The organism is Caulobacter sp. HJHS_5, from assembly GCF_056683955.1.
In genome coordinates this window covers 307,274-329,547 of the sequence record NZ_JBWZNC010000004.1, presented here as the reverse complement: position 1 = coordinate 329,547, position 22,274 = coordinate 307,274, and the positions used below count along the sequence as shown (strand labels likewise).

The window sequence follows — 22,274 nt, the reverse complement described above, 5'->3', positions numbered from 1 at the left end:
CCCCTGATCCTGGGGATTTCGGAGGCTTGCGGATCAAAGCCCGCCGATGGCCGACAGATAGAGGTCGAGGATGGCCTCTTCCTCCTGGCGCTTGGCCTTGTCCTGCTTGCGCAGGCGAACGACCTTGCGGATCACCTTCACGTCAAAGCCGTTGCCCTTGGCTTCGGCGTAGATTTCCTTCTGGTCGGCCATGATCGCGGCCTTGTCTTCCTCGAGGCGTTCGATCCGCTCGATGATGGTCTTGAGCTGGGTCTGGGCCGTGCCGTTCAGCACTTCGATGGAGGAGGCGTCGTCGGCCATGGTCGTAGACTCTCGGGTAAGGGTAACGAAGGTCGGAAGGGCTTAGCGGCGCGCACGACGGACGCCAAGACGCACAAACGCCGCGCACGGAAATCCCGAACGCGGCGCTGCATGTATTCTGTGGAAGACTCGATGCGGCGCGAACCCGCGCCGCGCCGCTCAGCCTTGCTTGGCCTTGAAGCGCGGGTCGGTCTTGTTGATCACGAAGATGCGGCCCTTGCGACGCACCAGCTTGCAGTCGCGGTGACGGCTCTTGAGGGACTTCAGGGAGCTGCGGACCTTCATGACATGTCTCGTTGCGCGAACGGCCGGCCCCCGAGTCTTGCGGGTTTTGGACGTCCGGGTGTTCCGGAAAGGCGGGGTCAATAGCTTCGAGACGCCGGGGAGTCAATGCGCGGAGCCCGCCCGAGAAACGGTTTGCGTCATTGAACCGCCTTGGGATGCGCCTTAGCCTCCCCATCATGCCCCGTCGCATGGACCGCCGCGTCTTTATCGTTCTGCTGCTCGCCGGCTGCGCCGACCCGTCGATGACGCCGCCGGCGATCGCGCCCTCGGCCATCGTCCAGGCGCCGACGATCAGCTCGATCCTCGAATCTCAGTCGGCGTCGGCGTCGGCGCCGCCCACGGCCGCGACGCCGTCCGCCCCACCGCCTGTCTCGCCCTCGGTCAGTTCCGGCGACATGACCTTCGACAACTGGCGCGCCCAGTTCGCCGACAAGGCGGTGGCCGCCGGCGTTCCGGTTCCGGTCGTGCAGCGTGAGCTCGCCGGTCTGACGCCCGACCCGGCGGTGGTCAGCCTCGACCGTCGCCAGCCCGAGTTCTCCCGCCCGGTCGGCGACTACATCAAGGGCGTGATCAGCGACGATCGCGTGGCGCTCGGCCGCCGTTATCGCGATGAACTGACCTTCCTGCCCGATGTCGAGCAACGCTTCGGGGTGCCGCGCGACGTGCTGCTGGCCGTCTGGGCCATGGAATCGGCGTTCGGCAAGATCCAGGGCAATAGCGACGTCATCCGCTCCCTCGCCACCCTGGCCGCCGACGGTCGACGCCGCGCCTTCGCCGAAACCGAACTGATCGCGGCCCTGAAGATCATCGCCTCGGGCGAGGCCACCCGCGCCCAGATGAAGGGGTCGTGGGCCGGCGCCATGGGCCAGACCCAGTTCATCCCCTCGAACTTCGATCCGACCGCGGTCGATGAGGACGGCGACGGCAAGCGCGACATCTGGGGCTCCAACGCCGACAGCCTGGCCTCGGCGGCCAACCTTCTGGCCAAGGGCGGCTGGCGGCGTGGCGAAGGCTGGGCCAGGGAGGTCATCCTCCCGGCCGGTTTCGACTACAGCTTCGTTGAAGGCCCGCGCGAACCGTGGGCCGCCTGGCAGGCGCGGGGCGTCAAGCGGGCGGACGGCCTGCCCTGGACGGCGGCGGACGCGGCCGCGCCCGCCCAACTGCTGCTGCCCGCCGGAGCCAAGGGGCCGGCCTTCCTGGCGTTGCCCAACCACTTCGCGATCCGCAAATACAATAACTCCACCGCCTACGCCCTGGGCATCGGCCTGCTGGCCGACCGCTTCAGCGGCGGCGGCGTGCTGGTCGCGGCCTGGCCGGTGGAGCAGCCCCTGTCGCTGGCCGATCGCATGGCCGCCCAAGGCGCCCTCGCGCGGCTGGGCTTCGACCCGGGAGCCCCCGACGGCGTCATCGGCGCGGGCACACGCAAGGCGCTGCGGGACTGGCAGAAGGCGAGGGGGACGCCGCCCGACGGCTATCTGTCGCTCGATCTCGTTAAGCGCCTCAGCCTCGAAGCGGCCAACGTCGCTTCGGCGACTCCTGGCTAGGCTTGGCGCCTAGAGCTCGAGAACGCCCGCGTCCTCGGGCTTCTTGTCGGTCCTGCGTCGCGCAAGCACGGCATGGCTGGCGTCGGTGCGCCGCCGCCGGTCCGGCCCGATAAAGTTGGGCGAGCGGATGAACGGCCGCGGATGGAAGATCGCCCGCTCCAGGCGTTGCACGACGGATTGCCCGGTCACGGGCTTGGCCAGGAATTCGGTCATGCCGGCGTCGCGCGCGGCGAACACGCTGGGTCCGAAGCTGTGGCCCGTGACCATGATCACCGGCAGATAGCGCGCCTCGGTTTCCAGTTCGCGGACCGCGGCGATGAACTTCAATCCGTCCATGATCGGCATTTCGAGATCGACGTAGACCACGTCGATGGGATGGGATTTGACCATCTCCAACCCGTCCCGGCCATTCTCGGCGTGGTGTAGCCGCCCAACGCCGACCGCCATCAGCACCGTGCTGAGGATCGTCCGCATCTGCGGATTGTCGTCGATAATCAGGATGTTCAGGGAATCGAAGCGCGACGTCATGGTCTACTGACGAACGGCGGTGCACTGCGCGCCTGCTTCCACTCGCGCCGGGCGCAGGGAAGGACAGACGGGTATTTTGGCGATACGTGTCAAAATCTGCATTCTCAAATACGAAACGGCTTTCTCATGTTGCCGATATGCGTGCCTGATAACTGCGGATTTCTCTTAAGGGCCCGGCTATTTGCCGACAAGTCGTTTTGAGTTGCTGAGGCGGTTGTGGCCGGCCGCCTTGACGCGCCTCGGTTGTGGCGAGACCCTTCATCCATATGCTGCACAACGCCGGGCGGCCGCGGCCGAACAACGGCGAGGGAGGGTGAAGCCATGGCTTTCAATCGTTCGCTTACCGGGGCCGGGCTGCTGGCGGGCCTGTTCGTCGCCGGGAGCGCCCATTCGCAACCGGCCCAGCCCCCGGCGCCTCTTCCCGCCTACCGCGATGCGACGGCGACCAATGTCCCGCCGGCGCCCGATCTGCACGGCCTCGACGCCGCCCTGGCCGATGTCGACGAGGACGGCGATCTGGATGTCGTCGTCGCCGTGGAGATGGGGCTAAGCCGCCTGTATCTCAATGACGGGACCGGCAAGCTGACCTGGAAACAGGGCGTCTTCGGTTGGTTGGAGCACGACAACGAACACGTTCGTTTCGCCGACCTCGACCGCGACGGCCACGTCGACGTGGTCTTCGCCTCCGAGGAGGATCAGCGGAACCAGATCTTCCTCGGCGACGGCAAGGCGAACTTCCGCGAGGTCAGCGACCGGCTGCCCCGCCAGAGCCAGGGCAACGCGCTGGAGATCGGCGACGTCAACGGCGACGGCCTGCCGGACATCATTATCGGCAATACCGACGAGCCGCCGCGGCTCAATCCCGGCCCGATTCCGAACCCGCACATCTCCCTGTTCCTCAACGATCCGAAGAACCCGGGCCACTTCATCGACGCCAGCGCCAATGTCCCGGCCTCGGCGCGCAACACCCAGGGCATCGCGCTCGCCGACCTCGACAAGGACGGCGACCTCGACATGGTGCTGGCCAACCAGGACCCGCCGAACGTGCTGCTGTTCAACGATGGCAAGGGCAAGTTCACCGACGTCTCCGATCGCATGGAGCTGAAGGTCCCGCTGGAGACCCGCGAGGTGCATGTCTTCGACGCCAACGGCGACGGCCACCTGGACTTCGCCTTCTTCAACCTCAGCAGCAATGCGGGACGCTGGGACAAGGACCCGCAGACCCGGCTGTTGATCAATGACGGCGCCGGCCGCTGGAAGGACGAGACGGCGACGCGCTTCCCGGCCCACCAGTGGTCGAGCTGGGCGGCCAAGGTGGTCGACTTCAACCATGACGGCGCGCCGGACCTGCTGGTCGGCTCCATCGCCGTGCCGGGCCTCGGCCCGCGCCCCCTGCGGGCCTGGAAGAACGACGGCAAGGGTCACTTCACCGACGTCACCGAGTCGACCCTGCCGCCGACCATGGTCGGCCGCAACTGGAGCATGGGTTCGGGCGATCTCGACGGCGACGGCAAGACCGACGTCGTCGTCGGCGGTTGGGGCAGCCAGGTGCGGCTGCTCCTGACCAGGAATCCCAGCTGGCGCTAAGACGTCGCAGGTCGCGTCCACCGCCCATTAAGCATTAACCGCGATCTTGCCCCTGATATTCTTCCGGGGAGGCTGCGGGCCATGTTCCAGATCATCGGCATCGTGCTGCTCTTCGGCCTGGTGTTCGGCTCCTACATCATCTCCGGCGGCCAGATGGGCGTGATCACCCACGCGGCCCCGCACGAGCTGATGGCCATCGGCGGCGCCGGCATCGCGGCCTTCCTGATCTCGAACTCGCTGCACGTCATCAAGGCGTCGGGCGCCGGCCTGGCCAAGGCCTTCGCCGGCCCGAAGTGGAAGGCGTCGGACTACCGCGACCTTCTGAGCCTGCTGTTCAGCCTGACCAAGACCATGAAGTCCAAGGGCGTCATCGCCCTGGAAAGCCACATCGAAAAGCCGCACGACAGCGCCATCTTCGGCCGCTACCCGAAGATCATGAAGGACCACTTCGCCGTGGACTTCATCTGCGACACCCTGCGCATGATGACCATGAGCCTCGAAGACCCTCACCAGGTCGAGGACGCCATGGAAAAGCAGCTCGAGAAGCATCACCACGAGGCGCTCGAGCCGGCTCACGCCCTGCAGTCGCTGGCCGACGCCCTGCCGGCCCTCGGCATCGTCGCCGCCGTGCTGGGCGTCATCAAGACCATGGGGTCGATCACCGAGCCGCCCGCCGTGCTCGGCGGCATGATCGGCGGCGCCCTGGTCGGCACGTTCATGGGCGTGTTCCTGGCCTATGGCCTCGTCGGCCCGCTGGCCGCCCGCCTCACCGGCGTCGTCAACGAGGACGCCGCCTTCTACAAGATCATCCAGTCGGTGCTGGTCGCCCACCTGCACGGCAACGCCGCCCAGATCTCGGTCGAGATCGGCCGCGGCGACGTGCCCTCCACCGCCCAGCCCAGCTTCGCGGAGCTGGAAGAGGCGCTGAACAACATCCCGAACGAATAAGACCATGCGCCGCGCCATCGTCGCCGCCCTCGTCGTCCTCGCCCTCGCCGCCTGCGGCAAGAAGGAGGAGCACGCGACGGACGCTGCGAGCGAGGAGCATCCCACCGCCCAGATCATGACGGCGGAGGAGCAGAACCGCCGCGCCGCCGAAGACGCCGCCGCCGCCGCCAATGCTCCGGCCGAGGCCGTTCCGGCTTCGACCGCCGACGCCACCGGCGCGCCCCCCGCGATGGCCGATGCGGTTCCAGCCGACACCCACGCAGCGCCGGCTCCGGCCACGAAGGCGGCTCCAGCCCCGGCCGCCCATGCGCCCGCCGGCCACTAGGGGCGGCCCCGACACCAGCCCCATCGATTGGCGCGAGGACGGCCTGCCCGCCTCGCGGCTGTATGGCGACGTCTACTTCTCAAGCGATGACGGCCTGGCGGAATCCCGCGCGGTCTATCTCGCCGGCTGCGGCCTGCCGGACGCTTGGGCGGGACGGCGCGCCTTCACCGTCGGCGAACTCGGCTTCGGAACCGGTCTGAACATCGCCGCTCTGCTGACGATGTGGCGCGAGACCCGGCCGCCGGGCGCGGTGCTCAACGTCTTCACCATCGAAGCCCACCCTCTGGCTCGGGAGGACGCCGCCCGGGCGCTCGGTCGCTGGCCGCAGATCGCCCCGGCCGCCGAGGCCATGCTCGCCGCCTGGCCCGGCCGCGCGCCCGGCTTCCATCGGCTGCAGCCCGCCGGCTTCGACGCGGTGATCGACCTGGCCGTCCTGCCGGTGGAGGAGGCGCTGGCCGCCTGGACCGGGCGGGCCGACGCCTGGTTCCTCGACGGCTTTTCGCCCGCTCTCAATCCCGCGATGTGGAGCGAGGCGGTGATGGCCGGAGTCGCCGAGCGGTCCGCCCCGGGCGCCCGCGCCGCCACCTTCACCGTCGCCGGCGGCGTGCGGCGCGGCCTGACGGCGGCCGGCTTCCAGGTCGACAAGCGGCCCGGCTTCGGTCGCAAGCGCGAACGGCTGGAGGCTGTCCTTCCCGGCGCGGCCGTGGACGCTCCACCGCCGAGCCTCGCCGTCGTCGGCGCCGGCGTCGCCGGGGCCAGTCTGATGCGCGCCATCCGCTCGCTCGGCGGCGAGGCCCGATTGTTCGATGTCGCGGGACGTGGGGCCGGCGCCTCGGGCAACCCCGCCGCCCTGGTCACCCCGGCGCTGGACGCCAGCGGCGGCGGCCGCGCCCGGCTGTTCGCCCAGGCGTTCGAGCGGGCGGCAGCCCTCTACAACGCCACAGACGCCGTCATCGCCCGCGGCGCGACCCAGCTTGAGGCGGAACCGCGCGACGCGTCGCGCTTCGACAAGGTAGTGGCCAACGGTCCCTTCGACGCGGGCTCTGTCGTCCGTCTTTCCGCCGAGGACGCCTCGAGCCGGATGGGCGAGCCGACGGTCGGCGGCCTCCGCTTCGAGAACGGTCTGGTGATCTCGCCCTCCAGGGCGCTCGCCGCCTGGGCGGGCGAGCCCGAGGTCGCCGCCGTCGCCGGCTTGCAGCGCGGCGAGACGGGCTGGCGCCTCCTGGGCGCCGACGGCGAGGTCGTCGCCGAGGTCGACGCGGTGGTTCTGGCCACCGGCGCCGATCTCCAGGGCCTCTGGCCCTCAGCCCCGATCCGCCCGGTTCGCGGCCAGGCCAGCTGGGCCGAGGGCTTGACCACGGCGCCCGCGGCGTTCGGCGGCTATGCGATCCCCACCGGCGACGGGGTGTTGTTCGGCGCCACCTTCGACCGCGACGACCGGACGACGGACGTCCGCGACATCGACCACGAGCGCAATCTTCTGCTGGTCTCCGAGGGCCTGCCGACCCTGGCCTCACGCCTGGCGATCCTGCCGCTCGAGGGGCGCGCGCGCCTGCGGGCGACCACGCCGGACCACCGGCCCCTGGCGGGCGCGCTCGGCGATGGCCTGTTCGTGCTCGGCGGCCTCGGCGCGCGCGGCTTCTGCACCGCGCCCCTGTTGGCCGAGCATGTGGCCGCCCTGGCGCTTGGCCGGCCTTCGCCGCTGCCGTTCGATCTGGCGGCCGCCGTCGATCCGACGAGACTCTAGCCAAGCCTTCCTAGAACGACGCCCGCCACATGGCGGAGACGCCGAGGTCGGCCTGGGATCGCTGGTGGGCGGGGTTGAAGGCGGCGGCGGCTTCGAGGCGCAGGGCGCCGAGGCCGAGCGGGCGCTCGACATTGAACCGCAGGTCCAGCTCGCGACTGGTCGGGGCGGCCGAGATGCGACGCTCCGAGAAGGTGATCGGATCGTCGTAAGATGCCGGCATGTCGGCCAGGATGGCGCGGAACAGGCCGCGCTCGACGCGCAGCGGCTGGGCCAGTTCGAATCCGAACCGGGCGCAGGGCAGGGCCTCGTCGCAGGTTCCGCTGAGCGCCAGCCGCCAGGACGAGGCGACCGCATTCTCGACATTGACCAGCCGGCCGCCGCCCTCGGTGCGGCCCACCGAGGCCTCGGCCCGCAGCCACAGCGGCCCGAGCGGACGGTCGAGGCCGGCGGCGGCGAAGCGGGTGCGGGCGGTCAGGCCGAGCGGCGAGTTGGGATCGAGCTCGGAGCCGAGGGCCCCGCGCGGCTCGGCCAGGCGACCGGCTGACAGGCTGAGCGTGAAGTCCGGGCCCTGGTAGGCGGCGGTGGCCGAGGCGTAGCTGGAGCCTTCGACCGGGGTCATCGACAGGGGCGTGCGCCGCTCGGACCAGCCGCCCTCGCCGCTGAAGGCCAACGATCCGGTGCGCCAGACGCCGGCGACGGTGCTGTTCGACTGGGCCAGGGTCTGGAAGGCGTTGCGGCCGCCGAGGCCCTGGGGCGGGCTGACCTGGCCCCGGCCGCGCCAGGCGGTGAGGCCGAAGGCGCCGACCTGCACCGAGGCGCTGGCCGAGGACGGAGCCTCGGGCCGCAGGAAGGTGCGCACCGGCGAGGCGTCGCCCTCGGCGTAGGGGAACATGGCCGCCTCGGCCGCCAGGGTCAGCTGGCCGCCGCTCGGCAGGGCGAGGGTCTGGACGGCATCGTTCACCGGAGGGGCGGCGCTGACGATGGTGCTCGGGCGCTGGCCGCTTCGATAGCCTTGGGCGAGGTCGACGCTGAACAGGCGGTTGTAGTCGTCGTGGATGACGGTGGTCAGGCCGCCGCTGGCGAGGACGGCGTCGCCGAAGGCCGCGCCGAGCATGCTGCCGGGCGTCGCGGCCGTGGGCAGGTCGAGGCTGGCCCCGCCGGGCAGGGCCATGGTCTGGGCGCCCACCGGGGCGAAGGCCTTGGCGAGGTTGAGCGCGCCATTGCCCCACACCGAATCCACCCCGGCGTCGCCCTTGTCGTCCGCCGTCCGCAAGAGGATCGACACCGCGTCACGACCCGAAAGGTTCGGGAAATACTGCAGGAGCAGGGCCAGGGCCCCGGCCACGACAGGCGACGAGAACGAGGTGCCGCTCACCCGCCAGCAGCTCTGGCTGGCGTCACAGTCCGTGATCACGTCCTCGCCCGGGGCGGTGATGTAACCAGCGGCCGAGCCGCCCGCCTTGTTGGAGAAGCTGGCCATGTCGCCGTTCGGCCCGGTGGCGCCCACCGCGAGCATCGACCCGATGAAACCGCTTTCCGCCGCCAGGTGCGCCGGCCAGTGGTCGAGCGCATCGCCCTCATTGCCCGCCGAGGCGGTGAACACCACGCCGGCCGCGATGGCCCGTTGCACGGCGGAGCGGAACGTGGAGGGAGAAGCGTCCTCGCCGCCGAACGACAGATTGATCACCCGGGCGCCGTTGGCGACGGCGTAGTCGATGGCGCGCGAGGAATCGCCGGCCAGAAAGCCGTCGCAGTCCTCGGTGCATCCGGCGTCCGGGACCTGATCGGCGCGCACCGACAGGACGGTCGATTCATAGGCGACGCCGATGGTCCCGCTGCCGTTGAACCGTGAGCCGATCATGCCCGCGACCCGCACGCCATGCCGGTCGGACCCGGTCGGCGCGGCGCGGCTGGCGATGATGTCCGTCGAGGCCGCGCTGTAGGCGCCCTGCATGTCGGCGCCTGACGGGTCGTAGCCGGTGTCGATCACCGCCACGGTGATCCCCTTGCCGGTGGCGCCCAGGGCGTAGGCGGCGTCGGCGTGCACCGCGGCGAGGGCGTAGTTGCGCCGGTATTCGCTGCTGGAGACCGACGGCGGGTTGAGCGGCAGGCTCGGGTTCGTCGGCGGCGGAGGGGGCGTCGGCGTGGTGGGGGTGGTCGGCGTCGGCAAGGCCGGACCGCCCCCTCCGCCTCCGCCTCCGCCGCAGGCGGTGACGAAGGCGCCGGCGGCGGCCAGCAGGGCGAGGCGCAGGACAGCGCCGGAACCAGAACGAACGATCACAGAGCCCCCCGACCCACACTGCCGGCGCCGCGCGTCAAGCACCCTAGGTATAGACCGGGATCGGTTAAACGATAGGGCGAACCGCTCCTAAAAACGTCCGCGCCACATGGCGGAGACGCCGAGGTCGGCCTGGGATCGCTGGTGGGCGGGGTTGAAGGCGGCGGCGGCTTCGAGGCGCAGGGCGCCGAGGCCGAGCGGGCGCTCGACATTGAACCGCAGGTCCAGCTCGCGACTGGTCGGGGCGGCCGAGATGCGACGCTCCGAGAAGGTGATCGGATCGTCGTAAGATGCCGGCATGTCGGCCAGGATGGCGCGGAACAGGCCGCGCTCGACGCGCAGCGGCTGGGCCAGTTCGAATCCGAACCGGGCGCAGGGCAGGGCCTCGTCGCAGGTTCCGCTGAGCGCCAGCCGCCAGGACGAGGCGACCGCATTCTCGACATTGACCAGCCGGCCGCCGCCCTCGGTGCGGCCCACCGAGGCCTCGGCCCGCAGCCACAGCGGCCCGAGCGGACGGTCGAGGCCGGCGGCGGCGAAGCGGGTGCGGGCGGTCAGGCCGAGCGGCGAGTTGGGATCGAGCTCGGAGCCGAGGGCCCCGCGCGGCTCGGCCAGGCGACCGGCTGACAGGCTGAGCGTGAAGTCCGGGCCCTGGTAGGCGGCGGTGGCCGAGGCGTAGCTGGAGCCTTCGACCGGGGTCATCGACAGGGGCGTGCGCCGCTCGGACCAGCCGCCCTCGCCGCTGAAGGCCAACGATCCGGTGCGCCAGACGCCGGCGACGGTGCTGTTCGACTGGGCCAGGGTCTGGAAGGCGTTGCGGCCGCCGAGGCCCTGGGGCGGGCTGACCTGGCCCCGGCCGCGCCAGGCGGTGAGGCCGAAGGCGCCGACCTGCACCGAGGCGCTGGCCGAGGACGGAGCCTCGGGCCGCAGGAAGGTGCGCACCGGCGAGGCGTCGCCCTCGGCGTAGGGGAACATGGCCGCCTCGGCCGCCAGGGTCAGCTGGCCGCCGCTCGGCAGGGCGAGGGTCTGGACGGCATCGTTCACCGGAGGGGCGGCGCTGACGATGGTGCTCGGGCGCTGGCCGCTTCGATAGCCTTGGGCGAGGTCGACGCTGAACAGGCGGTTGTAGTCGTCGTGGATGACGGTGGTCAGGCCGCCGCTGGCGAGGACGGCGTCGCCGAAGGCCGCGCCGAGCATGCTGCCGGGCGTCGCGGCCGTGGGCAGGTCGAGGCTGGCCCCGCCGGGCAGGGCCATGGTCTGGGCGCCCACCGGGGCGAAGGCCTTGGCGAGGTTGAGCGCGCCATTGCCCCACACCGAATCCACCCCGGCGTCGCCCTTGTCGTCCGCCGTCCGCAAGAGGATCGACACCGCGTCACGACCCGAAAGGTTCGGGAAATACTGCAGGAGCATCGCGACGCCGCCCGCCACGATCGGCGAGGCGAAGGAGGTGCCGCTGGCGGAGGCGCAGTTGTTACCGGCGTCGCAGTCGGTGACCACGTCCTGGCCCGGCGCCGCGATGTAGCCGGCGGCGGTCACGCCCGCGCGGTTGGAGAAGCTGGCCATCCCCCCATCGGGGGCCATCGCGCCGATGGCCAGGAAGGCGCCGAGGAAGCGGCTGTCGACGGCGTAGCGGGCGTGGGCGGCCGGATCGGCCTCGCCGGCGTTGCCGGCCGCGACGGTGAACACCACGCCGGCGTTGATGGCGCGGCTGAGTGCGGCCTCGAACTCGGCGCTCTGCATCGGGTCGGTGCGCACGTCGGCGAGCGACATGTTGACGATTTTCGCCCCGTTCGCGACCGCATAGTCGATGGCGGTGGCCAGGTCGTGCATGGTGAAGGTGCAGCTGTTGGTGCAGCTCGGACCCACGGTGTTGTCGGCCCGGATGCCGAGCACCGTCGACTCATAGGCCGCGCCGATCGTGCCCTGGCCGTTGAAGCGCGAGGCCAGCACCCCCGCCACGCGGGCGCCGTGGCTGTCCACCCCGCCCAGTTGGTCGCGGCTGGCGTAGAGATCCTTGGAGGCGGCGCTGTAGGCGCCTTGCATGTCGGCGGCCTGGGGGGCGAAGCCTGTGTCGATGATGGCCACCGTCACGCCCTTGCCGGTGGCGCCAAGCGCATAGGGCGCGTCCGCCCGCACCGCCGCGAGGGCGTAGTTGCGGCGATATTCGTCGCTGGAGACCGACGGCGGATTGAGCGGCAGGCTTGGGTTCGTCGTCGGCGGGGGCGGCGGCGGATTGGTCGGCGGCGTGGGGATCGTCGGGCCGCCGCCGCCGCCCCCTCCGCCGCCACACGCGGCGAGCAATCCACAGGCCAGGGCCAGCGAGGTCAGGGTGGGCAGACGAAACATGCGACCGACAGTTTTGATTCTTTGGCGGAAAAATCCGCGATTTTCCACGACCTATACAATCTGGCCGCGAAAAGAACCTTAACTATAGGTGCGGCTTTTTAGCCGTCGGGCCAAAGATCGGCTGCCTCACCCTTGCGGTTGAGAATGCGGACGGCGCGTTTGACGACAGCCAGCAGCTGCGCCGTGCGGACTTCGTCGTCGAAGGTCATGCCTCCCTGGGCCAGGCCTTCAAGCAGGAAGCGGGCGAGGTCGCGGCCGGTCTGCAGGCGGGCGGCCGCCGCGGCGTTGGACAGGCCCGACAACGGCTCTCCGAACCCGGTGCGGTCGAAGGCCGACAGGGCTCCGGCGATGCGTTCGGCGACGGTGGCGTCGGTGCGGGCCACGGCCTGCAGTTCGCGCAAGGCGACCAGCGGCGTCTCGTGCAGCAGTTCCCAATAGGTGTCGATCGCATGCTCGGCGACATCCGCCCCGGCGGGCCGCGTGCGGGCGGCCGACTCCAGCAGCCGGTCGGCCTCGCGCTGGATGTGTTCGACCACGCCCTCGACGAGGGCTTCCCGCGTGGGGAAATGATACAGCATCGCGCCACGCGTCAGGCCCGCCGCCTCGGCGATCACGGCGTTGCCCGCTTCGTGATAGCCGATGGTGGCGAACAGCTCCGTCGCGCGCGCCAGGATGCGGGCGCGCGTCTTGAGCGACTTGGGCGTATCCTTTGCAGGCCTTGGCTTAACGGACATGAGCTTGATCTAGCGACTGCGATATTGCGTCGCAACAAGAGCGGTTGCGCAACCCCCCGATTTCACGAAAAGCGCAAGAAATCAGGTCAAAAGCGCGGCAACTCGCGCAATTTGGCATTGGGGCACGTCAATGAACGCCGGACTCGACCTTCGCACCTATCGCAGCGTCTTCATCTCCGACATCCATCTGGGCACGCGCGGATGCCAGGCGGAAATTCTGCTCGATTTCATCCGCCACATCGAATGCGAGAAGCTCTATCTGGTCGGCGACATCGTCGACGGGTGGAAACTCAAGAGCGGCTGGCACTGGCCGCAGAGCCACAACGACGTGGTGCAGAAGGTGCTGCGCATGGCCCGCAAGGGCGTGCAGGTGATGTACATTCCCGGCAATCACGACGAAGGCGCGCGCCACTTCCTGGGCACCCATTTCGGCGGTGTCGAGGTGATGCGCGACGCTGTTCACGAGACCGCGGACGGCCGGAAATTCCTGGTGCTGCACGGCGACGAATTCGACGGCGTGGTGCAGCACGCCCGGTGGCTCGCCTTCGTCGGGGATTGGGCCTATAGGACGATTCTGGCGGCGAACACGGTGGTCAATCGCGTGCGTCGCCGGATGGGGTTTGGCTATTGGAGCCTCTCGGCCTTCCTGAAGGTCAAGGTGAAGAACGCTTTGCAGTTCATCGAGAATTTCGAAGCTTCGGTGGCTGAAGAGGCCCGTCGACGCGGCGTCGACGGCGTGATCTGCGGTCATATCCACAAGGCCGAGATGCGCGAAATCGATGGCGTGCTCTATATCAACGATGGCGACTGGGTCGAAAGCTGCACCGCCCTCGTGGAGCACGCTGATGGTCGTCTCGAAATCCTCGAATGGTCCAAGATGCGCTCGTGGTCGGTGATCGACCGCGCGCGCCGCGCCGACGCGCCGGAAGCCCCGCTGGACCTCGGCGCCCTGGGGCTGCCCGGCGCCGCCGCGCCTAGACCGGAGCCTGCGCTCGCCTGATGCGGATTTTGTTGGCCACAGACGCCTGGGAACCTCAGGTCAACGGCGTCGTGCGCACCCTGACCCGCGTCGTGGCCGAACTTCGCGCCATGGGTCACACGGTGGACGTGGTCAGCCCCGACCAGTTCCCCACCTTCCCGCTGCCCACCTACCCCGAGATCAAGCTCGCGCTCGGGGCCTATGAGCCGGTGCAGGAGCGTTTCAAGCTGTTCGAGCCCGAGGCGATCCACATCGCCACCGAAGGGCCCATAGGCCTGGCCGCCCGGCGCATCTGCACCGAGTGGAAGCTGCCCTTCACCACCAGCTACCACACGCGTTTCCCGGAATATGTCTCGGCCCGCCTGCCGCTGCCCCTGGCCGCCGGCTATTCCTACATGCGCTGGTTCCACAAGCCGTCGGGCCGGCTGATGGTCGCCACCCCGACCATGCGCGACGAACTGATCCGCCACGGCTTCCGCAACATCTCCGCCTGGTCGCGCGGCGTCGACACCGAGCAGTTCCGCCCGAAGCGTCCGGACGAGCCCGACCTCTTCGAGGGGCTCGCCCGCCCGATCTTCCTCAACGTCGGCCGCGTCGCCGTCGAGAAGAACATCGAAGCCTTCGCCAGCCTCGACCTGCCGGGCACCAAGGTGGTCATCGGCGACGGCCCGGCCCGCGAGGAGCTGGCCGAGAAATATCCCGAGACCAAGTTCCTCGGCGCCAAGTTCGGCGAGGAACTGGCCCGCTACTTCGCCTGCGCCGACGTCTTCTGCTTCCCCTCCCTGACCGACACCTTCGGCTTGGTGATTCTCGAAGCCATGGCCGCCGGCGTGCCGGTCGCCGGCTTCAACGCGCCCGGTCCGGCCGACATTATCCCGGGCTCCAACGCCGGCGCTCTCGCCCCCGACCAGGAGACCGGCCTCGCCGAGGCCTGCCTGGAGGCTCTGAAGTGCGACCGGGCGGTGGTTCGCGCCTTCGCCGAGAAGTTCTCCTGGCGCGCCTGCGCCGAGGAATTCCTCAAGAACCTCGAGCCCTATCCCGACCCGGAGAAGACCCGCTTCTGGCGGCGTCTGCGCCGCCTCGCCCGCTTGCGCCGCAAGCCCAAGGCCGCCGCCTAGGGGTTTTCCCAGGTCAGCGACACCCGCAAGCCGCCGAGGTCCGAGCGCGAAAGCCCAAGCGTCCCGTTCGTCGCTTCCACGAGGTCGCGGGCGATGGAGAGGCCCAGGCCGTGGCCGGCGCCGGCTTCATCGAGCCGGCCGCCGCGCATCAGGGCCGCCTCCGCGCGGTCGATCAGCAGGCCCGGGCCGTCGTCCTCCACATCCAGGCTAAAGCCGTCGCCCGCGAGACCCACGCCGCTCAGCCGCACCCGCCGGCGGGCGTGGCGGGCCGCGTTCTCCAGCAGCGGGCCAAGGATCTCCATCAGCACCGATTCCGAGAGGGGGGCGGTCAGGGTGTTCGGGACGTCCTGGGTGAAAACCAGGCGGGCGCCGTCGTCGGTCCGCTCAAGCACGGAGAACAGGCGCTCGGCCACCGCGGCCGGTTTCGCCCGCTCGCCGGCGCCGCGCTCGCGGGCCGCCGCCGCCCGCGACCGAGCCAGTTCGGCCTCCAGGGCGGCGGCCATCATCTCGACGGCGCGATCCAGACCGTCGGCGGCTTCGGCCGCGCCCTGTTCGCGCGCGCGCCGGCTCTGCGCCGCCAGGGCGGCCAGGGGGGTCTTCAGGCTGTGGGCCAGGTCGGCGGCGCGGCGGCGGGCCCGTTCGATGTCGGCCTGGCGGGAGTCGGCCAGGGCGTTGATGGCGGTCACCAGCGGCGCCAGTTCGCTGGCCCGCGCCTCGGAAAGGCGTTCGGTGACCGAGCGCTTCATCCGCGCCAGGTCCTCGGGAATGGCGCTGAGCGGGCGAAGGCCGAGCCGCACCTGCACGAAGGCGGCGGCGAACAGCACCAGCCACAGCACCGCCATGAACCCCGCCAGCTCGAGCGCGAACTCGGCCTGCGCCGCGGCCAGGGGCGTCGTATCGGTGGCCACGGCGATCCGCACCGGCCGTCCGGCGAGCTCGATCCGCCGCGCCACCACCAGCAGGGGCCGGCCGAACGGGCCGTCCACCTTGCCGATGCGCCATTCGCTCGGCGAGGTGTCGCTGTCCGGCAGGCCCTGGTCCCACAGCGAGCGCGACCGCAGCACGCCGGACGCCGACGAGACCTGCCAGTAGAGGCCGCTCGACGGAGTCTCGAAGCGGGGGTCCGAGGGCTCGGCCTCGAGGGTCAGGGGATCGGCCGGCGCGTGCAGGGCGCCGGCCAGCATCACTCCGACCCGCGTCAGGGCTTCCGCTTCACGTCGCTCCACGTGGCGGCCGAACAGCCAGGTCATCGCCAGCCAGGCGACGGCCAGGGCGGCGAGTATGGCCACGCTGCCCCCCAGCAGCAGCCGCAGCCGTAGCGACGGGGCCCTCACGGCTGCGCCGAGAGACGGTACCCGAACCCGCGCTGGGTCTCGATGGCCCGCGTCCCGATCTTGCGCCGCAACCGTACGATCAGCGCCTCGACGGCGTTGGTGTCGGCCGCGTCGCCGCCATAGAGCTGCTCGGCCAGCTCTCCGGCCGAGACCGCGCGGTCGGCGTGATGGCCCAGATACTCGATCAGGCGAAACTCCAGGGGCGAAAGGCGCACCGGGGCGCCGCCCTGGGTCACCGTCATCCGCCGCCCGTCGATGGTCAGGTCGCCGACCTGCAGCACTGGCGAGGCGAGGCCGGCGCTGCGCCGCACCAGCGCCCGGACCCGCGTGGTCAGCTCGCCCACCTGGAACGGCTTGGCCAGATAGTCGTCCGCCCCGGCCTCGATGCCCTCGACCTTCTCCGTCCAGTCGCCCCGCGCGGAGAGGATCAGAACCGGGAAGCCCAGCCCCTCGCCGCGCCAGCGGCGCAGCACCGACAGGCCGTCGAGCCGCGGCAGGCCGAGGTCCAGCACCACCACCGCGAAATCCTCGTCGCCGGCCCGCCGCCAGGCGTCCAGCCCGTCGCGCGCGAGCTCGGCCGCGAAGCCGGCGTCGTTCAACGCCCGCACGACATCCGGCCCGACCACCGGATCATCCTCGACGACCAGGGCGCGCATTCAGTCGTCGTCCTCGCGAAGCACCGCGCCGGTGCGGGCGTCGACATCGACCTCGATCACCCGGCCGTCGCGCCTCAGCACCCGCACCTCATAGATGAAGCGCTCTCCACGCCGCTCGAGCTCGACCTTGAGGACGTCCCCGGGCACGCGCCGGCCGACCGTGGTGAGGATGCGGGGCAGGGGTAGGATTTCCTTGCGCTCCAGGGCGCGGCGCGCGGCCTGCTGATCGGCGCGGCCGTCGGCGGCGGCCGGCTCGGCGGCCGCGAGCAGGCTGAACATCGCGACGATGGCGAGAGGGCGGAGCATGGGCCAAGCCTAACCATGTTCGGCTGATATTTCGCTGACGCCCGCCGCCGGGCGTCTGTCAGGTCGGCGGCGACATCCTCGCTCACGAATTCGCGGGGAGGCGGCATGTCGTACAGATCTGGTCTGCCGGGGCTGGCGCTCGCCGCCGGGCTTTTCCTCGCCAGCGCCGCCGCCGCTCAGGAGGTGCTGGTCTACGAGCCCGCCTTCTTCCAGGCCTGGCGGCCGGTCACCGCCCTCGACATGATCGCCCGCGTTCCCGGCTTTGTCCTCGATGAGGGCGATGACGGTCAGCGCGGGCTCGCCGCCGCCGGCGGCAATGTGCTGGTCAACGGCGCGCGCCCGGTGACCAAGACCGACAGCCTTGAGGATGTGCTGCGCCGCCTGCGTCCCGCCAATGTCGCCCGCATCGAGCTGATCCGAGGCGGGGCCGGCGGGGTCGAGATGCAGGGCCATCCCGTGGTGGCCAACATCGTGCTTCAGGCCCAGGCCCAGACGGATCGCGTGGTGGAAGTCGGCGGCCGGGCCTATAGCGACGGCTCCGTGGGCGGAAGCGCGGGTCTGCAGTGGACCCATCGCCTCGGCCTCAGCGAAACCGAGGTCTCGGCCCAGGTCGCGCGCGAGCGTGGTCGCGGGGCGGGGGAGGGCGACCGCGCGATTCAGCCGGTGGGCGGCGCCTTGCAGGCCTTCGCAATTGACCAGACCGAGGACGTCGCCTCGGGCTCGCTGCGCGCCGCCCTGCAGCGACCGACCGCGAGCGGCAAGTACCGCGTCAACGCCCTGGTCTCCAGCGAGCGAAGCCAGGGCGCGACCCGCACGACCGCCGTCTCCGGCGGCGGGTCCGACCAGGTGACCGAGAACGACGAGGACGAGCGCAGTCTCGAACTCGGCGGCCGCCTCGATCGCCGCCTGGCCTCGGGCGTCGACCTCGCCCTCACGGCCCTGCAGACGCTTTCAAAAGAGGATGAAACCGAGGCGACCCTCCAGGACGGGGATCTGGAAACCTTCGGCGAAAGCGCCTTGGCGGGCGAGAGCATCGTCCGCGCCGTGGGGCGCGTGAAGCGCGGCGACGCCTGGACCTTCGAGGCCGGCGGCGAGACGGCCTATAACTTCCTCGACAGCGAAACCCGCTACGCCGAGAACGGCGTAGCCATCCCCCTGCCGTCGGCGGCCGTGAAGGTGGAGGAAAAGCGCGCCGAGGCGTTCGGCACCGTCACGTGGCAGGGCCGTCCGGGTCTGTCCGTCGACGCCGGGGCGCGGCTCGAGGTCTCGGAGATTTCGCAGTCGGGCGACGCCTCGACCTCCACGTCCTTTTTCTTCGCCAAGCCGCGCGTGCTGGTTACCTGGTCGCCCGCCGAGGGCCGGCAATGGCGGGTCCGCCTGGAACGCGAGGTCGACCAGCTGGATTTCGGGGACTTCGTCTCCTCCGCCCAGCTCGACCTCGGCCAGATCAACGCCGGCAATCCCAACCTGCAGCCGAGCCGGGCCTGGGTGCTGGAGGCGGTCTATGAACGGCGTTTCTGGACGCGCGGCGTGTTCAGCCTCACGGCGCTGGCCAGCCGCATCGACAACGTCAACGACCAGCTCTCGGTCGGCGGCTTCAACGCCCTCGGCGATATCGGGGTGGGCGAGCGCCAGCGCCTGGTCGCGGCCCTCACCCTGCCGCTCGACCGTTTCGGCCTGGCCGGCGCGCGTCTTGACGGCAAGATGGGCTGGGCGACGTCGCAGGTCATCGATCCCGCGACGGGCCGGACGCGCCGCCTGTCGTCAGAGGCGGGGCGATTCTGCGACATGGCCTTCATCTGGGACATGCCGGGCGGGCGCTGGAGCCTCGGCGGCGAATACGAGTGCGCCCAGACCGAATTCCAGTTCCGCACCGACCAACTGGTGCGCGTGAAGAGCGCCGCCGAGGCCGATGTCTTCGTCGAATGGAAAGCCGGCGACAGGCTGGCCGTCCGCCTGGATGTCTATAACGCCCTGATCGGCGGCGAGACCCTGGCGCGCGAGATTTATCGTGGCCCTCGCGGCGCCGGCGTCCTGACTCGCGACGACGTGCGGACGATCGAACCCTACCGCGTCGTGGCGCTGCAGGTGCGGCGCACGTTCTGACGGTAGGTCTTCGTCGCCGTCTAGGACTTGCCCAGCCAGCGCTTCGAGGCGAAGGCCAGAACGGCCCACAGCGCCAGCACCGCGACCAGGGCCGCCACCGCGCCCCAACTGGGGTGACGCACGGCCTCCAGCGCGGCCGCGCCGCCGAAGGCCATCAGCGCCATCTTCGGCACGCTGCCGATCGCCGTGCCCGCCAGGAAGTCGGCGGTGCGGATCGGCGTCGCGCCGGCGGCGATATTGATCAGCACCGAGGGGATGGTCGGCACCATGCGGATCAGGGCGCTGGCCCAGAAGCCGTGCCGGGTCAGCCGTTGCATGAAGTCCTGCAGCTTCGGGCCGGAATAGGCCGCCACGATGCGGGTTCCGAAACGGCGGCCGATCATGAAGCCGATGGTGCAGGCCATCATCTTGCCGCCCCACGAATAGAGCAGGCCCCACCAGGGTCCGAAGGCGGCGACCACGGCGGTAATCAGCACGATCTGCGGCGCCCCCAGGGTGGCCAGGGCCGCGAAGCCCAGCATGGCGACCAGCGGGGCCCAGGGGTTGGCGTGGGCGGCCTGCAGCCACAGGGTGAGGCCCTGGGTCACGTGCGGCGGCAGGAACGGCGCGGCGAAGCCCGCGAGGGTGACAATCCCCAGGATCGCAAAGCCGGCGATGCGCGGCAGGCGCTCGAGCTTGCGGGAGGGAGCGGCGGTCATGGGCCGGCTTTGTAGAGCGTCAGGGTCTGGTCGTCGCCGTTGGAATAGTTCCGGCCGGTGATCCGGTCGATGGGCCGCACCGTCAGGCCTCGAGCGTGGGCGGCCCCGAGGAAGGCCGCCTGATCGTCATCGCCGATCAGGGCCACCCCGCAGGCGGCGTCGGCGGCCAGTTGCCTGGCGGCGTCCGGGCCGTCTGGCGACAGCACGGTGCGGTCGCGCCCGTAGAGGAACACGAGGCTGGGCTCGCTATAGGGCGTGGTGATCAGCTTGCCGCTCTCGCAGCCGCGCGCCGCGCGGGCGGCCGCGGCGATGCGCGGGCTCATCCACAGCGTCTCGAGTTGCGGCACGATGAAGCCGAACAGGTTGTTCCAGGTCACGCAGGCCGCGAGCGTCATCGCCCCCACGGCCGCCAGCGGCTTGCGCCTCGCCAGCAGCCACAGGGCCGCGACGACCGCGACGAAGGCCAGTGCGGCCAGGACGAAGGCGACGACGCTGGTCCGGTGCTCGGTCTGCATCAAACCGATCGGCGCCAGGAAGGTCAGGACGAAGCTGACCGCGAGCCAGACGGCCGCCAGCACCCAGAAAGCGATTCTGCCGAAGCGGAAGGGCTTGGCGCCCCCTTGGCTTATCGGCGGCGCGAACAGGGCGGCGGCGGCCAGCAGCGCCAGGGCCGGGAAGGTCGGCAGCACGTAGTGCGGCAGTTTGGTCGCCACCAGCTCGAACAGAATCCAGCTTGGGATGATCCAGCACAGCAGGAAGCGGACCGGCGGTGAGATCCGCTCGCGCCAGGCGAAGCCGACGGCGCGGAACAACAGCAGCGATCCCGGCCACAGGGTCACCAGCAAGAGGGCGAAATGATAGCCGAACGGACCCTTGTGGCCCTGCTCGCTGTCGCCGGCCTTGCCGAGGAAGTTCTTCATCAGGGCGCGCTGATAGAAGTCGCCGTCGGTCTTCACCCCGATCGCCACGTACCAGGGCAGGGCGACGGCCAGGGTGATCAGCCAGCCCCACGCCGGGCGCAGGGCCTTGGCCCAGCGCACATTGCGGTCCCAGATCGCCAGGGCGGCGAAGGTGCTTCCCGAGACCAGCACGATCACCGGCCCCTTGATCATCAGTCCGACGCCCATCGCCGCCCAGAAAGCGACGGCGTTCAGCAGGCCGGGATCCGGCTTGTCGCGCCGCCCCGCCAGATAGGCGCGCATCATGGTCAGCTGCGCGGCGGTGATCGCCGCCAGCAGGGCGGCGTCGGTCTTGGCGATCCGCGCCTCGAAGTTCAGCGAGAAACAGCCGGCCAGAAGCAGCGCCGCCGCCAGGCCCGCCGTCCTTCCGAACACCCGGGCGCCCGCGAAGCCGGTCATCAGCACGGCCGCCAGGGCCGCGAGCAGCGAAGGCAGGCGATAGACCCAGACCTTGGTGTGCGCGGGGCTGTCGAGCAGGGTCGTGGCCGCCGACTGCAGCCAGTAGATGCCCGCCGGCTGCAGATAGCGCGGCAACTCCTGATATCGTAGGTCGATGACGTCGCCGGTCTCGGCCATGCGCTCGCTGGTCACCAGGTAGCGGGACTCGTCGCGGTCGGTCGGCGGCAGCTGGGTGAACCCGGGCAGGAACAGCGCCAGCGCGACGAGGAACAGCAGCGCGAGGTCGCGCAGCGAAAGGCGGTCACCAGCCCGAGCGCCCCCGATGTCCTGCTGGAGGGTCATTCCGCGGGCCGCCGGATTTCGGTGACCGCGTGCGGCGCCTGGGTGCGGCGGGTCAGCCAGATCACCCCCGTCAGGTCCCAGACGCCCACCAGGGCGCGGCCCCAATTGGTGTATTTCGAGACGCCCAGCATCCGCGCCCGGTGCTGGACCTCATAGTTGATCAACGGGTGGCCATAGCGGGCGAACAGCGCCGGCAGGAACCGGTGCATGCCCTCGAAGCACGGCAGCATCAGGAAGTCCTCGCGGCGGAACACCTTCACGCCGCAGCCGGTGTCCGGGCAATGGTCGCCCAGCACGCGCGAGCGCAGGCCGTTGGCGATGCGGGTGGCCACCAGGCGCGAGACCGGATCGTTGCGGCGCACGCGGATGCCGGCCACCAGCGGCGGGGCGCCGGGGGCGGTCCAGGCCGCCTGCAGCATGCCGGGCAGATCGCCGGGATCGTTCTGACCGTCGCCGTCGAGGGTGGCGATCCATTCGGCGCGGGCGGCGACCACGCCGGTGCGAACCGCCTGGCTCTTGCCGCAGCGGCGGTCGTGGCGGACGAGGCGCACGCGCGGATCGCGGTCGGCGATGCCCTGCAGGATGGCCGCGGTGTCGTCGGTCGAGCCGTCGTCCACCCAGACGATCTCGAAGGGCGCGGCCGGCGCCATCTTGCTGAGAATCTCGTCGCACACGGCGGCGACGTTCTCGGCCTCGTTGAGCACGGCGACGACGACCGAAGCCTTCACGTCCGTCATCGATGAAAGTCTCCCGAACCC

At 70.5% G+C, this 22,274-nt stretch carries 20 protein-coding genes; 8 read left to right on the top strand and 12 right to left on the bottom strand.

The window, feature by feature from the left end; genetic code table 11:
- Positions 1–33: 33 nt before the first annotated feature.
- On the bottom strand, positions 34–300 hold the full coding sequence (gene gapR / locus ACFLIT_RS09935) for a nucleoid-associated protein GapR (RefSeq protein ID WP_479911062.1): 267 nt from the start codon (positions 298–300) through the stop codon (positions 34–36).
- 159 nt (positions 301–459) lie between these two features.
- A complete protein-coding gene (gene ykgO, locus ACFLIT_RS09930; RefSeq protein WP_479911061.1) occupies positions 460–585 on the bottom strand; it encodes a type B 50S ribosomal protein L36 in 126 nt (41 codons plus the stop codon).
- 188 nt (positions 586–773) lie between these two features.
- Between ykgO and ACFLIT_RS09925 the strand changes: the two genes are divergently transcribed.
- Positions 774–2,129: a lytic murein transglycosylase gene (locus ACFLIT_RS09925; RefSeq protein WP_479911162.1), complete on the top strand. Its 1,356-nt coding sequence runs from the start codon at positions 774–776 to the stop codon at positions 2,127–2,129.
- A 9-nt stretch (positions 2,130–2,138) separates the two neighbouring features.
- Here the strand turns inward: ACFLIT_RS09925 and ACFLIT_RS09920 are convergent, their stop codons facing one another.
- A complete protein-coding gene (locus tag ACFLIT_RS09920) occupies positions 2,139–2,657 on the bottom strand; it encodes a response regulator (RefSeq protein ID WP_479911060.1) in 519 nt (172 codons plus the stop codon).
- Between the two features lie 321 nt (positions 2,658–2,978).
- Between ACFLIT_RS09920 and ACFLIT_RS09915 the strand changes: the two genes are divergently transcribed.
- The 4 genes from ACFLIT_RS09915 to mnmC2 all read left to right on the top strand — a co-directional run bounded on the left by ACFLIT_RS09915 (position 2,979) and on the right by mnmC2 (position 7,264).
- Positions 2,979–4,244 (top strand): FG-GAP repeat domain-containing protein, encoded by a 1,266-nt coding sequence (locus ACFLIT_RS09915; RefSeq protein ID WP_479911059.1) that lies wholly within the window; start codon positions 2,979–2,981, stop codon positions 4,242–4,244.
- 81 nt (positions 4,245–4,325) lie between these two features.
- Positions 4,326–5,192, top strand: a complete 867-nt coding sequence (gene motA / locus ACFLIT_RS09910) for a flagellar motor stator protein MotA (protein WP_479911058.1) — start codon at positions 4,326–4,328, stop codon at positions 5,190–5,192.
- Positions 5,193–5,196: 4 nt separating this feature from the next.
- Positions 5,197–5,517: a hypothetical protein gene (locus ACFLIT_RS09905; protein WP_479911057.1), complete on the top strand. Its 321-nt coding sequence runs from the start codon at positions 5,197–5,199 to the stop codon at positions 5,515–5,517.
- Complete coding sequence (gene mnmC2, locus ACFLIT_RS09900) at positions 5,498–7,264, top strand: tRNA (5-methylaminomethyl-2-thiouridine)(34)-methyltransferase MnmC2 (protein ID WP_479911056.1); 1,767 nt, start codon at positions 5,498–5,500, stop codon at positions 7,262–7,264. The genes ACFLIT_RS09905 and mnmC2 overlap by 20 nt, the downstream gene beginning before the upstream one ends.
- Positions 7,265–7,274: 10 nt before the next feature.
- Here mnmC2 and ACFLIT_RS09895 read toward each other — a convergent pair whose 3' ends face one another.
- The 3 genes from ACFLIT_RS09895 to ACFLIT_RS09885 all read right to left on the bottom strand — a co-directional run bounded on the left by ACFLIT_RS09895 (position 7,275) and on the right by ACFLIT_RS09885 (position 12,619).
- On the bottom strand, positions 7,275–9,545 hold the full coding sequence (locus ACFLIT_RS09895) for a S8 family peptidase (RefSeq protein ID WP_479911055.1): 2,271 nt from the start codon (positions 9,543–9,545) through the stop codon (positions 7,275–7,277).
- Between the two features lie 87 nt (positions 9,546–9,632).
- Entirely contained in the window at positions 9,633–11,885 is a 2,253-nt protein-coding gene (locus ACFLIT_RS09890) for a S8 family peptidase (RefSeq protein WP_479911054.1), read from the bottom strand.
- Positions 11,886–11,983: 98 nt separating this feature from the next.
- Entirely contained in the window at positions 11,984–12,619 is a 636-nt protein-coding gene (locus ACFLIT_RS09885; RefSeq protein WP_479911053.1) for a TetR/AcrR family transcriptional regulator, read from the bottom strand.
- 130 nt (positions 12,620–12,749) lie between these two features.
- Between ACFLIT_RS09885 and ACFLIT_RS09880 the strand changes: the two genes are divergently transcribed.
- Both ACFLIT_RS09880 and ACFLIT_RS09875 read left to right on the top strand, forming a co-directional pair.
- Entirely contained in the window at positions 12,750–13,619 is an 870-nt protein-coding gene (locus ACFLIT_RS09880; RefSeq protein WP_479911052.1) for a UDP-2,3-diacylglucosamine diphosphatase, read from the top strand.
- Entirely contained in the window at positions 13,619–14,716 is a 1,098-nt protein-coding gene (locus ACFLIT_RS09875) for a glycosyltransferase family 4 protein (protein WP_479911051.1), read from the top strand. Before ACFLIT_RS09880 ends, ACFLIT_RS09875 begins: the two co-directional genes overlap by 1 nt.
- Here ACFLIT_RS09875 and ACFLIT_RS09870 read toward each other — a convergent pair.
- From ACFLIT_RS09870 to ACFLIT_RS09860, 3 genes are read right to left on the bottom strand one after another with little or no spacing between them, the layout of a single operon-like run.
- The gene (locus tag ACFLIT_RS09870; RefSeq protein WP_479911050.1) at positions 14,713–16,005 is read right to left on the bottom strand and encodes an ATP-binding protein; all 1,293 of its coding nucleotides are present in this window, start codon (positions 16,003–16,005) and stop codon (positions 14,713–14,715) included. The genes ACFLIT_RS09875 and ACFLIT_RS09870 overlap by 4 nt on opposite strands.
- A 41-nt stretch (positions 16,006–16,046) precedes the next feature.
- Positions 16,047–16,706, bottom strand: coding sequence for a response regulator transcription factor (locus ACFLIT_RS09865; protein ID WP_479911049.1), 660 nt, complete (start codon positions 16,704–16,706; stop codon positions 16,047–16,049).
- Entirely contained in the window at positions 16,707–17,012 is a 306-nt protein-coding gene (locus tag ACFLIT_RS09860) for a PepSY domain-containing protein (RefSeq protein ID WP_479911048.1), read from the bottom strand.
- A 105-nt stretch (positions 17,013–17,117) separates the two neighbouring features.
- On the opposite strand from ACFLIT_RS09860, the gene ACFLIT_RS09855 reads away from it, so the two are divergent.
- Entirely contained in the window at positions 17,118–19,118 is a 2,001-nt protein-coding gene (locus tag ACFLIT_RS09855) for a TonB-dependent receptor plug domain-containing protein (RefSeq protein WP_479911047.1), read from the top strand.
- Positions 19,119–19,138: 20 nt separating this feature from the next.
- On the opposite strand, the gene ACFLIT_RS09850 is transcribed toward ACFLIT_RS09855, so the two are convergent.
- Genes ACFLIT_RS09850 through ACFLIT_RS09840 form a run of 3 tightly spaced genes read right to left on the bottom strand, consistent with a single transcriptional unit; the run spans position 19,139 to position 22,253 of the window.
- Complete coding sequence (locus ACFLIT_RS09850) at positions 19,139–19,816, bottom strand: TVP38/TMEM64 family protein (RefSeq protein ID WP_479911046.1); 678 nt, start codon at positions 19,814–19,816, stop codon at positions 19,139–19,141.
- Positions 19,813–21,516: an ArnT family glycosyltransferase gene (locus ACFLIT_RS09845; RefSeq protein ID WP_479911045.1), complete on the bottom strand. Its 1,704-nt coding sequence runs from the start codon at positions 21,514–21,516 to the stop codon at positions 19,813–19,815. Before ACFLIT_RS09845 ends, ACFLIT_RS09850 begins: the two co-directional genes overlap by 4 nt.
- Positions 21,513–22,253 (bottom strand): glycosyltransferase family 2 protein, encoded by a 741-nt coding sequence (locus ACFLIT_RS09840; protein WP_479911044.1) that lies wholly within the window; start codon positions 22,251–22,253, stop codon positions 21,513–21,515. Before ACFLIT_RS09840 ends, ACFLIT_RS09845 begins: the two co-directional genes overlap by 4 nt.
- Positions 22,254–22,274: the final 21 nt, after the last annotated feature.